This is a genomic window from Bradyrhizobium sp. USDA 4369 (assembly GCF_054056435.1).
In genome coordinates this window covers 13019-27605 of the sequence record NZ_JBSRYH010000002.1, presented here as the reverse complement: position 1 = coordinate 27605, position 14587 = coordinate 13019, and the positions used below count along the sequence as shown (strand labels likewise).

17 protein-coding genes and 3 pseudogenes are annotated in these 14587 nt (G+C 61.4%); 10 read left to right on the top strand and 10 right to left on the bottom strand.

Annotated features, from left to right (window positions below; all coding sequences use genetic code 11):
- The first annotated feature begins 145 nt into the window (after nt 1–145).
- From ACVIJ6_RS38080 to ACVIJ6_RS38045, 8 genes and pseudogenes are all read left to right on the top strand, one after another.
- A complete protein-coding gene (locus tag ACVIJ6_RS38080) occupies nt 146–517 on the top strand; it encodes a type II toxin-antitoxin system RelE/ParE family toxin (RefSeq protein ID WP_028132964.1) in 372 nt (123 codons plus the stop codon).
- Complete coding sequence (locus ACVIJ6_RS38075; protein WP_049819824.1) at nt 514–855, top strand: helix-turn-helix domain-containing protein; 342 nt, start codon at nt 514–516, stop codon at nt 853–855. The genes ACVIJ6_RS38080 and ACVIJ6_RS38075 overlap by 4 nt, the downstream gene beginning before the upstream one ends.
- A 74-nt stretch (nt 856–929) precedes the next feature.
- Nucleotides 930–1165 (top strand): annotated as a pseudogene (locus ACVIJ6_RS38070) (copper oxidase); the annotation flags it as partial.
- Complete coding sequence (locus ACVIJ6_RS38065; protein WP_049819879.1) at nt 1145–2401, top strand: DUF2130 domain-containing protein; 1257 nt, start codon at nt 1145–1147, stop codon at nt 2399–2401. The pseudogene ACVIJ6_RS38070 and the gene ACVIJ6_RS38065, both read left to right, overlap by 21 nt.
- 247 nt (nt 2402–2648) lie before the next feature.
- A complete protein-coding gene (locus ACVIJ6_RS38060; protein ID WP_028132961.1) occupies nt 2649–2984 on the top strand; it encodes a helix-turn-helix domain-containing protein in 336 nt (111 codons plus the stop codon).
- Nucleotides 2977–4224 (top strand): type II toxin-antitoxin system HipA family toxin, encoded by a 1248-nt coding sequence (locus tag ACVIJ6_RS38055; RefSeq protein ID WP_028132960.1) that lies wholly within the window; start codon nt 2977–2979, stop codon nt 4222–4224. The genes ACVIJ6_RS38060 and ACVIJ6_RS38055 overlap by 8 nt, the downstream gene beginning before the upstream one ends.
- 44 nt (nt 4225–4268) lie before the next feature.
- A complete protein-coding gene (locus ACVIJ6_RS38050; RefSeq protein ID WP_245269291.1) occupies nt 4269–5345 on the top strand; it encodes a hypothetical protein in 1077 nt (358 codons plus the stop codon).
- A 53-nt stretch (nt 5346–5398) separates the two neighbouring features.
- A complete protein-coding gene (locus tag ACVIJ6_RS38045) occupies nt 5399–5803 on the top strand; it encodes a diguanylate cyclase (RefSeq protein ID WP_409880767.1) in 405 nt (134 codons plus the stop codon).
- Nucleotides 5804–5890: 87 nt separating this feature from the next.
- Here ACVIJ6_RS38045 and ACVIJ6_RS38040 read toward each other — a convergent pair whose 3' ends face one another.
- The 7 genes from ACVIJ6_RS38040 to ACVIJ6_RS38010 all read right to left on the bottom strand — a co-directional run bounded on the left by ACVIJ6_RS38040 (nt 5891) and on the right by ACVIJ6_RS38010 (nt 11800).
- A complete protein-coding gene (locus ACVIJ6_RS38040) occupies nt 5891–6673 on the bottom strand; it encodes a nodulate formation efficiency C protein (RefSeq protein ID WP_250174140.1) in 783 nt (260 codons plus the stop codon).
- Between the two features lie 67 nt (nt 6674–6740).
- Nucleotides 6741–7103 (bottom strand): hypothetical protein, encoded by a 363-nt coding sequence (locus ACVIJ6_RS38035; protein ID WP_456777193.1) that lies wholly within the window; start codon nt 7101–7103, stop codon nt 6741–6743.
- Between the two features lie 22 nt (nt 7104–7125).
- Nucleotides 7126–7494, bottom strand: a complete 369-nt coding sequence (locus ACVIJ6_RS38030) for a hypothetical protein (protein ID WP_456777192.1) — start codon at nt 7492–7494, stop codon at nt 7126–7128.
- Nucleotides 7495–8010: 516 nt separating this feature from the next.
- Nucleotides 8011–9087: a relaxase/mobilization nuclease domain-containing protein gene (locus ACVIJ6_RS38025; RefSeq protein ID WP_456777191.1), complete on the bottom strand. Its 1077-nt coding sequence runs from the start codon at nt 9085–9087 to the stop codon at nt 8011–8013.
- Complete coding sequence (locus ACVIJ6_RS38020; protein ID WP_409880661.1) at nt 9084–9602, bottom strand: plasmid mobilization protein; 519 nt, start codon at nt 9600–9602, stop codon at nt 9084–9086. The genes ACVIJ6_RS38025 and ACVIJ6_RS38020 overlap by 4 nt, the downstream gene beginning before the upstream one ends.
- Before the next feature lie 415 nt (nt 9603–10017).
- Nucleotides 10018–11004, bottom strand: coding sequence for a ParB/RepB/Spo0J family partition protein (locus tag ACVIJ6_RS38015; RefSeq protein WP_409880662.1), 987 nt, complete (start codon nt 11002–11004; stop codon nt 10018–10020).
- A complete protein-coding gene (locus tag ACVIJ6_RS38010) occupies nt 10994–11800 on the bottom strand; it encodes a ParA family protein (protein WP_409880663.1) in 807 nt (268 codons plus the stop codon). The genes ACVIJ6_RS38015 and ACVIJ6_RS38010 overlap by 11 nt, the downstream gene beginning before the upstream one ends.
- Nucleotides 11801–12188: 388 nt before the next feature.
- Here ACVIJ6_RS38010 and ACVIJ6_RS38005 point away from each other — a divergent pair.
- Nucleotides 12189–12617: pseudogene (locus ACVIJ6_RS38005) on the top strand (type IV secretory system conjugative DNA transfer family protein); the annotation flags it as partial.
- A gap of 144 nt (nt 12618–12761) precedes the next feature.
- Here ACVIJ6_RS38005 and ACVIJ6_RS38000 read toward each other — a convergent pair.
- On the bottom strand, nt 12762–13175 hold the full coding sequence (locus ACVIJ6_RS38000; protein WP_409880664.1) for a hypothetical protein: 414 nt from the start codon (nt 13173–13175) through the stop codon (nt 12762–12764).
- An 86-nt stretch (nt 13176–13261) separates the two neighbouring features.
- Here ACVIJ6_RS38000 and ACVIJ6_RS37995 point away from each other — a divergent pair.
- Nucleotides 13262–13573: pseudogene (locus tag ACVIJ6_RS37995) on the top strand (WGR domain-containing protein); the annotation flags it as partial.
- A gap of 60 nt (nt 13574–13633) precedes the next feature.
- Here ACVIJ6_RS37995 and ACVIJ6_RS37990 read toward each other — a convergent pair.
- A complete protein-coding gene (locus tag ACVIJ6_RS37990; RefSeq protein ID WP_409880666.1) occupies nt 13634–13810 on the bottom strand; it encodes a hypothetical protein in 177 nt (58 codons plus the stop codon).
- A gap of 61 nt (nt 13811–13871) precedes the next feature.
- A complete protein-coding gene (locus ACVIJ6_RS37985) occupies nt 13872–14183 on the bottom strand; it encodes a DUF736 domain-containing protein (RefSeq protein ID WP_209946377.1) in 312 nt (103 codons plus the stop codon).
- Nucleotides 14184–14587: the final 404 nt, after the last annotated feature.

The window sequence follows — 14587 nt, the reverse complement described above, 5'->3', positions numbered from 1 at the left end:
GGGCTCCGGGAAAAATTGTATGAGGGGCAATGCAAAATCATTGATTGTGGCAATGGAGGGTGGCTCGTTTCTGTTGTCAAGCGCCCTCTCCCCTCACCTTCGTTGGATCGTTGACAGCGGCTTATAGGTATATTACTATAATCCCGTGAATGATCTACTGCGCACGGTCAAGCCCACGGTTTTCGTGGGTTCGAGCAAGAAGGACCTGCGGGCTTTTCCCGCGGCTGTCCGAAGCGAGATCGGCCAGTCACTTTTCGAAGCGCAGCTCGGTGAACACCCGCGCAACGCCAAGCCCCTTAAAGGCTTGAGCGGGGTTCTGGAGATTCGCGACAACTTTGACGGCGATACCTATCGAACCGTCTACACAACGCGGCTGGAGGGCGTCCTGTACGTCCTGCACGCGTTTCAGAAAAAGTCCACCAGCGGCATTGCGACACCGCAGCGGCACATTGACCTGGTGCGCCAGCGTCTGCGGGACGCCGAAGCGATCCATAAGGCAACAAAGGGAGACCGATGATGAGCATGAAGAAAAAGCTGCCTGCCCATAGCCGGGGCACCGGCAACATTTTCGCTGACCTCGGCCTGCCAAACGCCGAGGAGCACCAGCTCAAGGCTGCCCTAGTCGTTCAGTTGAAACGGCTGATGGAAGAGCGGGAGATTACGCAAACCGATGCCGCCAAGCTGGTCGAGATGAAGCAACCGGACCTGTCCAAGCTGCTCCGGGGCCATTTCAAGCTGGTTTCGGTGGAAAAGCTGATGCGAATGCTGACAGCGTTCGATCAGGATGTCGAAATAACGGTAAAGCCGCACAGAAAGCGTGGAGAGGCTGGCCGGATCACGTTTATTCCAGCTTAAGGCGACGGAACGGGAGGGTTCATGACATTCAAGGCAACCGTGGCTGGGGCCGCGCATGAACCCATCATTCACTGCCCCAATTGCAACCACGAGATCATCTCGACTACACCATTCAGCTACAGGAGTGGTTGAAGCGCGAATGGCTGACCTATCCCGCGATGCTGATGGAAGGAGAACTCCCAAACTACTTCACGATCAACGGGAAGGCGTATCCTAATGGCTGGTGCATTGCCATATCCCGCATCACACGGCCAACAACAACGTCGAGCAGAATGGCGGGGGCGGCTTGATGCTTGTCTTGAACGTCCGGCTTACGGAATCCCTCGCCGCCCCCCTTCTGGCGGAGACTCGCCAGCGTTTTCAGGAGCAGCTTGCCAGCAAGGACGCGGAGGTTGCGCGCAAGTCTGATGAACTGCGCCAGCAGCGCGAGCAACTGCAGAAGGAGCGCGAGACACTCGATGACCAGGTCAAGCAACGCCTCGCGGCAGAACGCAGCGAGCTGGTCGCCATCGAGGCCAAGAAGGCGCGCGAGGCGGCCTCAGCTGAGCTTGCGACAAAGGCCAGCGAGAACGCTGAGCTTCGCCAGATGCTCGATGCCAACAATGCCAAGCTGGCGGAAGCGCAACAGGCCCACGCTGAAGTGATGCGCAAGCAGCGGGCGCTCGATGACGAGAAGCGCGAGCTAGACCTCACGGTCGAAAAGCGCGTGCAGGCCTCCATCGAGCAAATTCATGTCAAGGCCCGGCAGGAAGCCGATGAAGCCGCGCGGCTGCGGGTCGCGGAGAAAGACCAGACCATCGAGTCGATGACGCGGACCATCGAGGAGCTGAAACGCAAGGCCGAGCAAGGATCACAGCAGTCCCAGGGTGAGGTCCTCGAACTTGAGTTGGAGGAGCTTCTGCGCGGACGTTTTCCGACGGACACCATCGAACCGGTCGGCAAGGGCGAGCTTGGCGCCGACGTTGTCCAGCAGGTGAATGGCCAGATCGGCCAGCCTGCCGGCATGATCCTTTGGGAAACCAAGCGCACGAAGGCCTGGAGCGATGGCTGGCTGGCCAAGTTGCGTGACGATCAGCGCCGTTCCGGCGCTGACATCGCCCTCATCATTTCCCACGCCCTGCCGAAGCATATCGAGCAGTTTGACCTGGTTGACGGCGTATGGGTGGCTCATCCGCGCTGCGCACTGCCGGTTGCTGTGGCGCTGCGCCAAGGCCTGATCGACGTGAGCAGCTCGCGCCTGGTCCAGCAAGGGCAGCAAACGAAGATGGAGCAGGTCTATAACTACCTGACAGGGACCAAATTCAGGCAGCGCGTGGAGGCTGTGGTCGAGAAGTTCAATGACATGCGCGACGATCTCGACAAAGAACGAAAGTTCATGGGCCGCCAGTGGGCCAAGCGGGAGACGCAGATACTGGCCGTTATCGACACCACGGTTGGAATGGTCGGAGACCTTCAGGCCATCGCGGGCAAGGCCATGCCTGAAATTCCGAGCCTCGACCTTCCGCTACTGGAAGATAGCATCGTCACCGAGCGGGAGGCCGGATGAGGGAGCGCGAACAGCTCGCGCTCACAGGTAATGGGCTCACCTCAACCCGGTCACGAGATGCAAATATCGACCTTCGGAGATTACGCCGGTTTCTGAAGTCCTGAACCAACAGGCCTTTTTCCTGGCCGATTATATACGCTTTGGCGAACGCCTCGCCGTCTCACTACGGGAATACCGGTCCTGAGGGCTAGAATATTTGTAAGCTTCGTGCTACATATTTGGCAAATCTGTAGCGTGAAGGTACCAAATGCCGACCCCACACAATCCTCCCGCCGCCGTTCGACGGGCCCTGCGGAAACTCGGCGCCGACATCCACGATGCCCGGCGGCGTCGGCGGCTGCCGATGGCGGTCGTCGCCGAGCGCGCCTTCACGTCCCGCTCGACGCTGCAAAGAGTCGAGGCCGGCGACACCAACGTCAGTATCGGCATCTATGCCGGCGTTCTTCAGGCGCTCGGCCTGCTCGACGGCCTGATCAAGGTCGCGGACATCAGCAACGACAGTGTCGGCCAGGCGCTCGCCAGCGCCGAGCTGCCAAAGCATATCCACCTCAAGCGCAAGACCGGAGCCTCAAGCAATGGCTGACTTCGAGGTGCATATCGATCTCGGCGGCCGCACGCGCCGCATCGGACTGGCAAGGAGCAATCGTGCCCGAGGCTCAGAGACCATCCTCTTCGAATACGATGGCGCGTGGCTTGACGATCCGGACCGGTTCTCACTGGAACCCGCCCTCGCCCTGACGCGCGGCGCCTTTGCTCCTCCTGCCGGACTGGCCACGTTCGGCTCCATCGGCGACTCCGCGCCTGACACCTGGGGCCGCCGCCTCATGCAGCGCGCCGAACGCCGCCTCGCCGACCGCGAAGGCCGCGCGGTTCGCACGCTTGCAGAAAGTGACTATCTGCTCGGTGTTGCCGACGAAACGCGACTTGGCGCACTCCGCTTCCGCTGGGTCGGCGAAGAAACCTTCCAGGCGCCGACCCGCGCTGGTGTGCCCGCCCTGATCGAACTCGGCCGACTGCTCCAGATCACCGAGCGCATTCTCCGCGACGAGGAAACGGACGAAGATCTCCAGCTCATCTTCGCGCCCGGCTCTTCCCTCGGCGGTGCCCGGCCGAAGGCCTCGGTCGTCGACCAGCACGGCAATCTCTCGATCGCCAAGTTTCCGAAGGAGACCGACGACTACAGCATGGAGACCTGGGAGGGGATTGCACTGCGGCTCGCCAGCAAGGCCGGCATCGCCACTCCGCAACACGAACTGATCGAGGTGGCCGGCAAGGCCGTCATGCTGTCACGCCGTTTCGATCGCAATGACGCCGTCCGCATCCCGTTCCTGTCGGCCATGGCGATGATGGGCGCCAAAGACGGCGAGCGCGGAAGCTATCCGGAGATTGTCGACGCTCTCGCGCAACATGGTGCGCAAGGAAAGACGGACGCTCACGCCCTCTACCGGCGTGTCGTCTTCAACGTGCTGATCTCCAATGTCGATGATCATCTGCGCAACCATGGTTTCCTCTGGCTGGGAAAGACGGGATGGTCGCTCTCGCCGGCTTACGACCTCAATCCCGTCCCCGCCGACGTGAAGGCGCGGGTGCTGACGACGAACATCGACCTCGATGAAGGCACCTGCTCGCTCGATCTGCTCGAAGCCGCGTCGGAATATTTTGGGCTTACGCTGCCGCAGGCCCGCGCGATCATCAAGGACGTCGCGACCGCGACCGCGACCTGGCGCGACACGGCCAAAGCCGTCGGCGCCCGCGCGGCCGAAATCAACCGCATGGCCAGCGCGTTCGAGCACGACGATCTCAAACGAGCGCTAGCGCTTTGACACGGACATTTCTTCATAGCTTCGACCCTGCAGCCGCGAGCCCCGTGGCCGGCCCGACCGTCGATCTTGAAATCTCCGATATCGAGGATGCCGGAATTAGGGAGGTGCTGCAGACACCCGGTGCCGCCTATGGCGCGTGGTCCATTCTCGACGCGCTGCTGGCGCCGACCGGTGCGGGAACGCCCTTTGTCTTCAAGGAGCCCCTAGGACAGGCGCGCGAAGTCAAGGTCGCGCTCTCGGGTCTGTTTGGACGCTTCGTCGCCCGCGCCTATCTCGAACAACACCTCAATCTTTCGATCTTTGCACATCTCGGCAGCCGAACCATCGACTTGGACCGCCGCAGACAGGTCAGGGTCAAGCGCCTGTTTCGCGGCGACCTGCCCGATTGGATCGCCTGCGCCTCTGACCTTTCCTCCCTAACGGTGGCCGAGGCAAAAGGCTGCCATGATGTCGGAGGACCCGCGAAGGCGCTGGATCGAGCGTGGACGCAGGCTGGGCGGATCGACGTCACCGCCCAAGGTCGCAAAGTCACGGTGAAGCGCATCGCAATCGCAACGCGCTGGGGAATGGCTGAAGCTGGTCCAGCTGATGTCCATCTCTCGGTCCGCGATCCCGTCGATGAAGGCGAGCCAATCGCTCCCGAAGAGAAAAACGCGCTGTTCATCGGCCTTCTTCGGTTGCATATCGCCAACTTGATCAAGCCACTCGGTCATGCGGAATTGGCGGGCGCCCTCCATCGTCTCACGTATCAACCATTTGCCCGAAGGCTCCGGGACGATCTCGTACACGCGCGAGCGCTGCTCGATGCCGCTCCGATAAGGGACGTGGAGAAGGTAAGCGCCATTGGAGGCCTTGTCGGCGGCATCGTTACCCGCGCGGGACCAGTCACCGACGCCGATCTCGCACCCGCCGACCAGGAAGTGCTCGCTCGTCTCAACCTCCGACCGGTCCTTGTCGGGATCGAGCGCGATCTCATTCGCGCAGCCATCGACGCAGAGCCGGACACTGTGCGCAATCGCTTGGCGACGGCCGTGCATGCTGATGAATTAGCCCGGTATGACTGCGCAGGCGGCTGGATCGTACCGCTCGGCGAGGAGGGACGCATCAGCGGCGAAACCTGAAGCCCAGCCGCGGAACCAAATTATAGAAATCACCTGTATTGGCTTTTGATCCGATGACGACACTTCCCGGGCGGCGTGGTGGCGATCTCGCGCGACATGACCGAACAGAGGGACCTGCAGGACAAGCTCGCCGCGCTCGGCACCTCCGACGGTTTGACCGGCATCGCAAACCGGCGCCATTTCGACGAGCGACCGAGGAATGGACGTGGGCCAAGCGCGACGGCACGCCTCTCTCGTTGTTGCAGGTGGACGTCGATCACTTCAAGAAGTTCAACGATCAATACGGCCATCAGGCCGGCGACGCATGCCTCCGCGCGGTGGCGCGGATCCTGGCGGCCCAAGTCCGCCGGCCGGCCGTTCGCCCTCATGTTGCAGAGCACGGACGCCGGCGGCTGCGAGCCCGTCGGCGAGAAACGCGCGCCGGGCGTTTCGCGACCTCGGCATGCTGCACGCGCTGAATCTGCCGTCACCGGCTGTTTGCGCACGCTGCATCGAAATCAAGCTCCGTGGAGCCATCGCGGCTTTACCACGAGAGAGATCGCGCCTCACCTCGAAGGCGCCTGTAATGATCGCAGCGGCACGCCCGCCCCCTCAAAGGCTTTTCGGGCTGCATCGAATGTCTCTTGCTCTTTCGAGTCTGGACGGTCGAACCATGAGCCGGGAGCATACGTGGCGATGCGCTTTGCGAAGAACGATTGCGGCTCCCAATCCTGCCCTTCGCGTTTCTCGAAAATGACGATTCCATCGCGGGTGAAATAACGAGGCCCCGGAATGTTGCAATTGACCGAAAGCTGAACTCTCCACAGGTCACCCTTCTCGATCTGCTTCTCACTCACCTTCGGCAGATAGTCCACAGCTACCGGATCGCCGATTGCGCAACGGCCGCGCCGCAGAAGGTCACCCAGCATGCCTTGTGCGGTCGTCACGAAGTTGTAATTGAGGGGATCGTGCAGAAAGCGAAGGTTCACTTCCTTTTCGTCGTCGGTGACTTCGCTGGCAACGAGTGAGAGTGCGAACGCTTGCCAACCCAGCTCTATCGGCTTTGCATAAGGCGGCCCGATTTTCATCGGGCCATTTGGCGCCACAACCCAAGCAATCGTGTATTCGTCGTCTGACTTATCTGCTCGGTGCTTAGCCCACGAGAAGAAAACGGCGTCGCCCTCGTCGGTCTTTTGACCAGCCTCCCAGCCTCTCGGAACAAAATGCGCTACCTTCGAGGTCTTGGCAAATATTTGCTCGGCCGTTTCGCCCGTTTGCGAGCGCCACGTAGACTTCACCTTGTCGACAAGGGATTTGTCATCTGCATGCAGGTCGATGGTCGACAGCAAGAGAAAGAGACTCGTTAGAACTAGTGATCGCACCGAAGGTCCTTCCCCAGCCAACCGCCTCTTGCCGCTACGCCGGATTGACTGCGTCCCAAATCGTGCCGAACCCGAAACCGATGACGAGACCGGCCGGGTAGAACCAAACGTCATGCGGGTCAGGGGCAGCATACCGCAACAGCGCCAACACGCCCGCACTCGCTATTACTGCAACAGATGCCGTCATCGCCTGCCGTGTCCATTCCTTTGCCTCCTGTACAAAGAAGCCGACAAGCATCCCGATGACAAAGCCCAGTAGCACGGCGCCAACAATCGCAACCGCGTCTCTGTTAAACCACTCAAAGACTAATGCGGCTATCCCGAACACCGTTAAGCCTATCCCGAACCCGAACGCTCGCCGCCTTTCCTGTTTGTCCTTCGTTGCTTTGTCCGTCATTCTACCCCTATCCGTCGCTGTTTCATGGCTTGATGTTCGGATTTATCCGTACAGCCGCCCGTCCTGCGCCCTTCATGAGAAGGTCGGAGCTTCGGCGTGCCAACCCAAGAGCTCCAATTGCTGATTTTGAGGTGACAAACAATGAGATCACGAGGCCGATGAAGGCCGCGACCAGAGCGCGGCTAACGACGGCTTCTAATGAACGGTCGTATTCTTGCTGAGCGTAAGCCAGGGTAAAATCAGAAAGGACAGAAAGCACCGTTGAAGCCAAGGCACCAAGCATCACGGCGCGAACGCGACCTCCACCGTTGGAATTGATGCACCTTGCGACCAATGCCGTAACGGTAACGCTCAGAACAAAGCCAATAAGCAAGGAAACCATCGCCAACACGTCCGCCCACCACACGCGTCAAATCAACCTTGACTTGCTGAGAACGTAATGAGAACGTGGCGAACGGTCAATACGCGATGGGATGGGCTCGAAAGCGGAGAGCGCGGAAGTGGCGAGGTGGGTCTTTAGAACACGCGCGGGGCTGGCGCAGATTGTCCCGAATTCGATGGGCTACGATCTGGTGTTCGATGATGAAAAGTTAGAGCACCACGCTTCGCCGGGATCGGCGGCAGAGGCTCTCGCTAACGGCACATGTTTCTGGCCATCCGCCGGAGACCCGTCCAAGCTAGGTATCCCAGAAGATATCAGCGAATGGCAACGCGTCCTGTAACAAAAAAGACGCCCACGGTCAGGATCGCGGCGTTGCTTTACTCGCCTTGAGGCTCTCGACAGTCGGTTTCAACGCCGCCAGCGCTGCGCGCGCCCTTGCTTGATTGTCTGGTTCCGGAGTCTCGGTTTGGGTTAGCTTAGCGTGCCTCAAAGGGTGGTGCGGAGCCGCCGCAGGCGCGGGCTCGATTATCTGGCCCGCTCATCACCTCGCGCTTCACCGCGCGGCTTGGCACCAACGTCCTGCTTTGCGGCTCGGCGCCGGATATTGGCGAGCTCCGCAAGCTCATTCTTCAGCTCATGACGTCGGGTTTCGACAGCAGGCATGTCGTTGACGAATTGCCGAACTTGACGAGCTAACTCTTGATCTCCTGCCCCTCCAGAGCGCTGCAGCTCGGCAGCATAGTCGAGATATCGCCGCCGGACCGCCTCCTGACGTGACTTAATCTGTTCGTCCCAAGGATATTTGGCAGTCTTGCCATCTCTCGCCTCCGACAGCACCTCTTTCCGGGCGAGCCGATCGACATCGGGCACGATCTTTCGCTTGCGCATAGCGAGCACCGCTCCGCGATCGGCTTTTCGAACCCGTCCGCGGGTCCGCCGCGGCGTTGCCTCCGCCGCGATCCCGCGAAGCCTGAGTTCGCCAGCAAACCGTTCCCGCCATGCCTGAAGATCCGCCTTGCGAGGATTGAGGCGCTTGCCGTCATGGCCCAGGGACCGAACCGTCAAGTGCACGTGAGGGTGCTTGCCGTCGAGGTGCTGGACAAAGACGTAGTCGCGATTAGTGCCGAACGTCTCGATGGCAAACGCCCGGGCTGACTCCTTGACCGCGACAGCATCAGTGCCAGCCGGCATCGACAGAATGATGTTGATCGAAAGCGATCCATCACGGCGGCGCTTGTCGTCGAGGCCAGCATCATCCTCCCAGCGTTGCTGCAGATCTTTCAATCCGGAACGACCCGCCAGCGTCGCGCCCTGCTCTGTTTCCGCATCGAGGTCGCCGTTTCGCGTGATGTATGCGAGATGCGATTTGAGATGCGCCACGCCCTTGGTGCGACCGGTGATCTTGACCATCACCTCTGGTGCGCGGCGCACGATGCGTTCGAGCTTTGCACGCATCGCCGGCGTAAGGCGGCCAGGAACGGCCGGATCGGGGATATCCCACTCGGCCCGTCGTGGGCGCCGATTGGGCGTTTCCCAGACATACGAGATCGGCGGAAGTTCGGAGGCCAGGTCGGTCGGCCGCGGCGAGTAGCGTCGACTCATCGCCGCCCATCCCAATAGTCCGCGTTGCCGTGCAGCGCATGACGCAATTGCGCGAGCTCTCTTTCGATCACCTGTTTGGCCTCTTGAATTGCTGACAGATCGGGCTCAACCGCCCTGCCCTGCAGCACACTGGTGTTTGCGGCGCGCGCGATCTGATTGATGTTGCCGCCGATCCGGTTGAGCTCACGGACGATCGCGCGGAGCGCGTCATGCTCGTTCGGGGAATGCTGCACCGGCGACGCTAATCGTGAGCGCACCAGCGCGACAATCCAGCCGGTGCGGGTCATGCCGCGCTGATGTGAAACTTCCGCCAGCTGCCGCATCTCGCTCTCGCGAAATCGCACCGTCACCTTCTCCGGCCGTCCGACGGGCAACGTCAAGATACGCGGGGCTGGCGCAGCTAGCGCATCAGCAATGAGACGCCGCAGCAGCGCGGACTTACCGCCCCGGGTAGCTGCAAGAGCTGAGAACTCCGCTGCGACCTCGTCGGAGACGCGGAGCGAGATTAGAGCCATGCACTCCAATCCCAATTGCAATGTAATACATCGCTGGCGCGAAGCCTATCCTGCACTAGAAAGCAAAAAAATTTGCCCCTTGATGTTGGTTCAAACCAACACTCTCCGCATTCAGCGCTCGCCAGGGTAAAGCGATCGAGGGCCGCTGCTCTCTGTGCCGAATTCTGCTCGCGGCGGTCACTTGGCGGATTAAGCATCGCAAATACCGATCCGCCGGCAAAGGAAACGAAAGCTCTGACTGACACCGGGACTGTGGGCCGCGACTTTCCAGCAGCCTGCGGCCTCTCTACGGCGCTGTGGGGAGCGCGTTCGGCCTTCGGCTCCTGCGCTAACGCGCCATCCTTCGGATGGGAACGTCGCTCCGCCGGCCCACACCGATAGTCTGCCGCCGCGGCAGCGAAAGTGTCGAACGAGTTCATCTCGACAGGATCTCCTCGATTGTAAGCGCCGATGCTGGAACTTCTTCTTCGTGGTCCGCGCCGTCGACAAACACCACAGCGTGACGGGAGCCTTGCACCGCGAGCCGATCGACAACAAGCTGACCGAGCCGGTTCTGGTACCGAACCCTGATTGCCAGCGATGCTGCCGACCTCGATTGCGAAACGACGCGGGTTTTTGGCGGCTGATCCTCAGTTGCCGCTTCGCGGTCGTTCAAATCGTTGCGCGGGAGCACTGCTTCCGGGAGGAGATCGGATTTTTCGGATCGAGGTCGTCTAGCAGGCAAGTCATTCCGGGGAATGGCGCCGCCTGCTTGCGCGCGCACGTCCCGGGCCAGCTGCCGAGCCTGCGCGTCGGTAAAGCTGTCCTGCCTCGCACATAGCCGCTCGATCTCGTCGGGGTGCGTGCGCCAGGCCTGGTAGAGCTCATAAAGAGCACGGATCGAAGTGCCCTCAAGTCGCGCCCGAAGGAATTCCGGCATGCTCTGAACCGAGGCGTAACGCGACACCCAGTCTCTTGGCTTGCCTAGCTTGCGCGAGATTTCCGCCTGGGAATCGCCGGCGTCCAATCGGTCTGCGATGAACCTCGCGATCTCAGGCGCGCGCAGATCATCGCGCTGGATATTCTCGATCATCTGAGCGTATCGGTCGGGCAAGGCGACGTCTTGAACGAATGCGGGAATTTCACGCAGCCCGGCGCGCTGCGCGGCGCGATACCGGCGCGCGCCCATGGCGATGACATAGCGTCCATCTTCACTAGAACGGCGAAGCACAATGGGTTGCAGTACGCCATGTTCGGCAATCGATTGGGAGAGCTCCTCCAATTCCTGTTCGCTGAAGGTGCGGCGTGGTTGATCGGGGTCTTCGTCGATGCAGTCAATCGCGACCAGGAGCGGCCGCCCGCTTGCTGTGCCCGGGTTTGCCGCGACGTCGACGAGCTCTTTGAAGCTGAGATCAAGCGTCATTCGTCGTCTCCTGATCGAGCCGTTCTGCGATCTTGGCAAGAACCGCGCGAATTTCCCGACCCGCTTCTTGCGCCGAGCGACGCTTCAAGCTCCACACCGGCACCCGCTCTGCGACGGCTTCGGCATAGCCGTCCCGTGCAACGATCTGGCCTGGGAACACGTACTTGCCAGCTTCGCGCAACAACTGCTCCAAGTGTGTTCGTTGGCGCGGCGACTTGGTATTAAAGTTCGACGGCAGCAGACCGAGGAATCGCGTGTCCTGACGACCGTAGCGTCGTTGCACACCGATCACGGTCTGCATCAGCGCTTTGACGCCCTTTACGGAATAATCTTCCAGGTAAATCGGCGCCAACACATGCGAGGCGGCGACCAGGCAGGCGACGCTGCGAAGGCCAAGCGATGGCGGGGTGTCGATCACGCAGATATCGAACCGGCCGGCGGCATCGGCAAGGTTCTGCTGAAGGGTCATGACAGCTGCAGCATTGCCGCGATCGATATCCGTCAGGGAGCTGTCGGCCGGCGCCAGTGTGATGCCGTTGTTTTCCCCGGCGACAAAACGGGTCGCTGGCTTGAAGAGGTCGGCCGCCGAAATCGACCCTGTATGCTGCTTGAGCGTGTCGGTCGCGTTGCCCTGCGCATCAACATCGATCATCAGAACCCGGCGGCCCGCTTCCGCCATGAACCAGGCCAGATGCACGGCAAGCGTCGTCTTGCCGACGCCGCCCTTTTGGTTGTTGATGACGATTGTGTTCACCGGGTCGACCTTGGTGCAACCATCTGCGCCCGTTTCATCCATGTTCCTCCAGACCGCGATTCGCCTACCGGCTCGGTCCTGATTTGACCGGCCTCTTCATCCCGGGTGTTGGTTTGAACCAACGCCCAGTGCGAACACCACGCGGCAGAATCCTGAAAGCCAGGCACAAAATCCCCTGCCAGATGAGTCAGGTGGGCCGAGCCACATAGGAACGAGGCGCTCAGTCGAAATGAGTTCGCATCGATTGGACAGGCGCACACCGGAGTTGAAGCAAGACAACGAAAACCAAATGCGTGTGCGCGTGGCCGTGTTGGTTCAAACCAACACGTTCTGAGCCAGTGCCACCTCGCAATCTCGTATAGTGTGGGAAGACGAGACGGAGCCGACGCCCACCAAACCTGGACGACGGCAAGAACCGCGCGGCACCCTCGGGCGCAAATACGGCATCAACCTGCTGATGCTCTGCCAGTTGATCGACAAGAAGCGCGAAACCTATGGCGGCCGCGATGCGACGAGCAAATGGTTCGAAAGCGGCGTCCTGGATCTCGTCCTCGGCGATCAACGATCCCGAGACAGCGGACTATATCTCGAAGCGCTGCGGCGACCCGACCGTGGAGGTCGATCAGCTCAGCCATTTCTCGCAAATGTCGGCTTCGTCGCGGACACGATCGAAGCAACTCGCCCGCCGCCCGCTGATCATGGCGACGAAGTGCTGCGCATGTGAACCGACGAACAGATCATCTTCACGGCCGGCAATCCGCCGCTGCGATGCGGCCGCGCCATCTGGTTCCGACGCGCCGACATGCAGGCGTGTGTCGGTGAAAACAGGTTCCACCGGAAAAAAGGCTCCGGGACTTGATTGACGATCGAAAGATGTGTCCACGGCCTGCGAGAGGATCGTCACGCGCATGCGCGGAGACCGCGTGCGGGCTCCGGGAGCGCCGCCGTTGGCGGCGCGAGTAGAGCCGTCCCCGAAGGGGCTCGCCCCACGCCCTCGGAGCGGTTATCGCGAGGAAGATGGTTCCGGGAAATTGGCGCGCAGGTACTCAGTCGCGGCCTCCGCCGTCGAGAACGAAGCGAGCTCCAGCATCTCCTCGTCGGGCCGCTGCGGCTGTCGGACCACCGTCACCCGGCCTTCGTCAAGACAAGTACAGGGCTGCTCGCGGAATCGCAGCCATTCGGCCTGCTTGGCTTCGGCCAATGCGCAGGCAGCATCGTAGTCATCCGCAATGCCGAGATGGGTCGAGCGGTCCCATGCTCCGCCGTTCAGGCATCGAACCTCGATGCGACCATCCGGACGGGTGAGGCCGTAGGGACGATCCCACCATTGATCGAGCTGTGTCTTGCTCCGCGCTTCGTTCGGCGTCGCGTCAAAGGCCTTGGGCAGTTTCGGGTCGAGTGGAATCCGGCTCGGCATGGCGTGTCCTCTGATCGGACGGAAAATGCCAGAGAACGGGCCAGAATGGGAGCTGAATCTGGCCGGGCCGGCACGCCGAATGGCTCATGCTCGGGGCTCGCCGGCGTCGCTTCAACTGCCCCCACGAGGGATCGCGCGTGCACCTGCAATCGACCCATCGGGAAAATGAACCGATCGCCCTTGTTCGATTCAACAATCCAATTGGAAGCCGACTCCGGATGACGCTGGATGCCGCAGCTTCCGCCGGACCCTGTCCATCTTCGTCGTACCGACGCAGCCCCCAAATATGCGTGGCTCTACCTGTGTCCTTACAGCCAAGATTGTTCGGTGGCGTGGCGGTGGTCCGCAACTGGGGTCGGATCGGCACGAACGATCAGACGATGATGCAATCCTTCGACGACAGAGCGAGAGCCGGCGAGGCGTTTGACCGGCTCGAGCGGACAAGGCGACGCCGGGGGCTATGCCCCGGCGGTGGAGAACCGCTGATCGGCGGGCGATGCGTCGCCGGACGTGGTTGGCTGGTTGCGTTGCCGGATCAGCTCGGCGAGTTGCACTTCAAGCGCCTTGCGCTCCGCCGGCGTGAAGACGCATTCGCGCAGCTCAGCGCGCAATTCTTCAATGGTGTCGATGGTCATGATCGCATCACCTGTCGAAGGGAAGCAGGCCCCGCCTTGCGGCGGAGCCCGCTGGCTGAGCTCAGTCCCGGTTCGGCCGGGACCAGATCAGTTGGAGGCCATCGGCACCCTCGACCTCGGTCAGGGTGGCGTAGATCGGAGCGGGGAAGCTCGGATCGTCCAGCTTGACGGAGAGGTAGTCGCGCTCGGTGTCCTTGGCGGTCTTCTGCCAGGCCGCACCCAACTCAACGTTGCCCGAGTAGATGCGGAAGTGCGGTCCCTTGTCGGAAGGATTTTCGACGCGGATCAGTTTGGCCTTGACGTTGAGGTTGAGTGTCTTGATCGCGCCGGAGAAGCCATTGCCCGTGGAGGTGAAAGTACCGATCGTAGCCATTGTCTCATTGTGCGCCAGGAGTGTCGGGTGGGATCCGACACGCGCATTCAATGCCCCGCAGGGTGGAAGACCCTGCCCTCAACGCGCCGCGGCGCGGGGAGCGAAGCTGACGGGTGAGGCAAGCCGGGTGTCTCCGGCGCGCCATACATCAGCAGAACCCGTCAAAGCCGGATGGCTGGGGACTTCCGCCCTTGGCCAGTCCGGCGAGCGTGTCCGTCACGGAAAGGGTAACCGAACCGATGGTAGAAGCCCCGGTAGAACATGGACCTCACCAAACCGGAAGTGGGTGGGACGACCGCAAGGTCGGTGGAGCGCCGATCCGCGCTGATGAGACGCGGATCAGGGACGTGCGGATCACCGCGCGCCAAGTTTTGGCCCAGCCTGCGGTGGCCAAAGCTCGGAAT

Bases quoted from the DNA above. Each gene is read 5' to 3' on its own strand.
- ACVIJ6_RS37990 (WP_409880666.1), bottom strand. From the start codon at position 13,810: ATGACCATCGACACCATTGAAGAATTGCGCGCTGAGCTGCGCGAATGC.
- ACVIJ6_RS38015 (WP_409880662.1), bottom strand. From the start codon at position 11,004: ATGACGCTTGATCTCAGCTTCAAAGAGCTCGTCGACGTCGCGGCAAAC.
- ACVIJ6_RS38035 (WP_456777193.1), bottom strand. From the start codon at position 7,103: ATGACGGACAAAGCAACGAAGGACAAACAGGAAAGGCGGCGAGCGTTC.
- ACVIJ6_RS37985 (WP_209946377.1), bottom strand. From the start codon at position 14,183: ATGGCTACGATCGGTACTTTCACCTCCACGGGCAATGGCTTCTCCGGC.
- ACVIJ6_RS38025 (WP_456777191.1), bottom strand. From the start codon at position 9,087: ATGAGTCGACGCTACTCGCCGCGGCCGACCGACCTGGCCTCCGAACTT.
- ACVIJ6_RS38075 (WP_049819824.1), top strand. From the start codon at position 514: ATGATGAGCATGAAGAAAAAGCTGCCTGCCCATAGCCGGGGCACCGGC.
- ACVIJ6_RS38010 (WP_409880663.1), bottom strand. From the start codon at position 11,800: ATGGATGAAACGGGCGCAGATGGTTGCACCAAGGTCGACCCGGTGAAC.
- ACVIJ6_RS38000 (WP_409880664.1), bottom strand. From the start codon at position 13,175: ATGCCGAGCCGGATTCCACTCGACCCGAAACTGCCCAAGGCCTTTGAC.
- ACVIJ6_RS38020 (WP_409880661.1), bottom strand. From the start codon at position 9,602: ATGGCTCTAATCTCGCTCCGCGTCTCCGACGAGGTCGCAGCGGAGTTC.
- ACVIJ6_RS38065 (WP_049819879.1), top strand. From the start codon at position 1,145: ATGCTTGTCTTGAACGTCCGGCTTACGGAATCCCTCGCCGCCCCCCTT.
- ACVIJ6_RS38055 (WP_028132960.1), top strand. From the start codon at position 2,977: ATGGCTGACTTCGAGGTGCATATCGATCTCGGCGGCCGCACGCGCCGC.
- ACVIJ6_RS38045 (WP_409880767.1), top strand. From the start codon at position 5,399: ATGACGACACTTCCCGGGCGGCGTGGTGGCGATCTCGCGCGACATGAC.
- ACVIJ6_RS38060 (WP_028132961.1), top strand. From the start codon at position 2,649: ATGCCGACCCCACACAATCCTCCCGCCGCCGTTCGACGGGCCCTGCGG.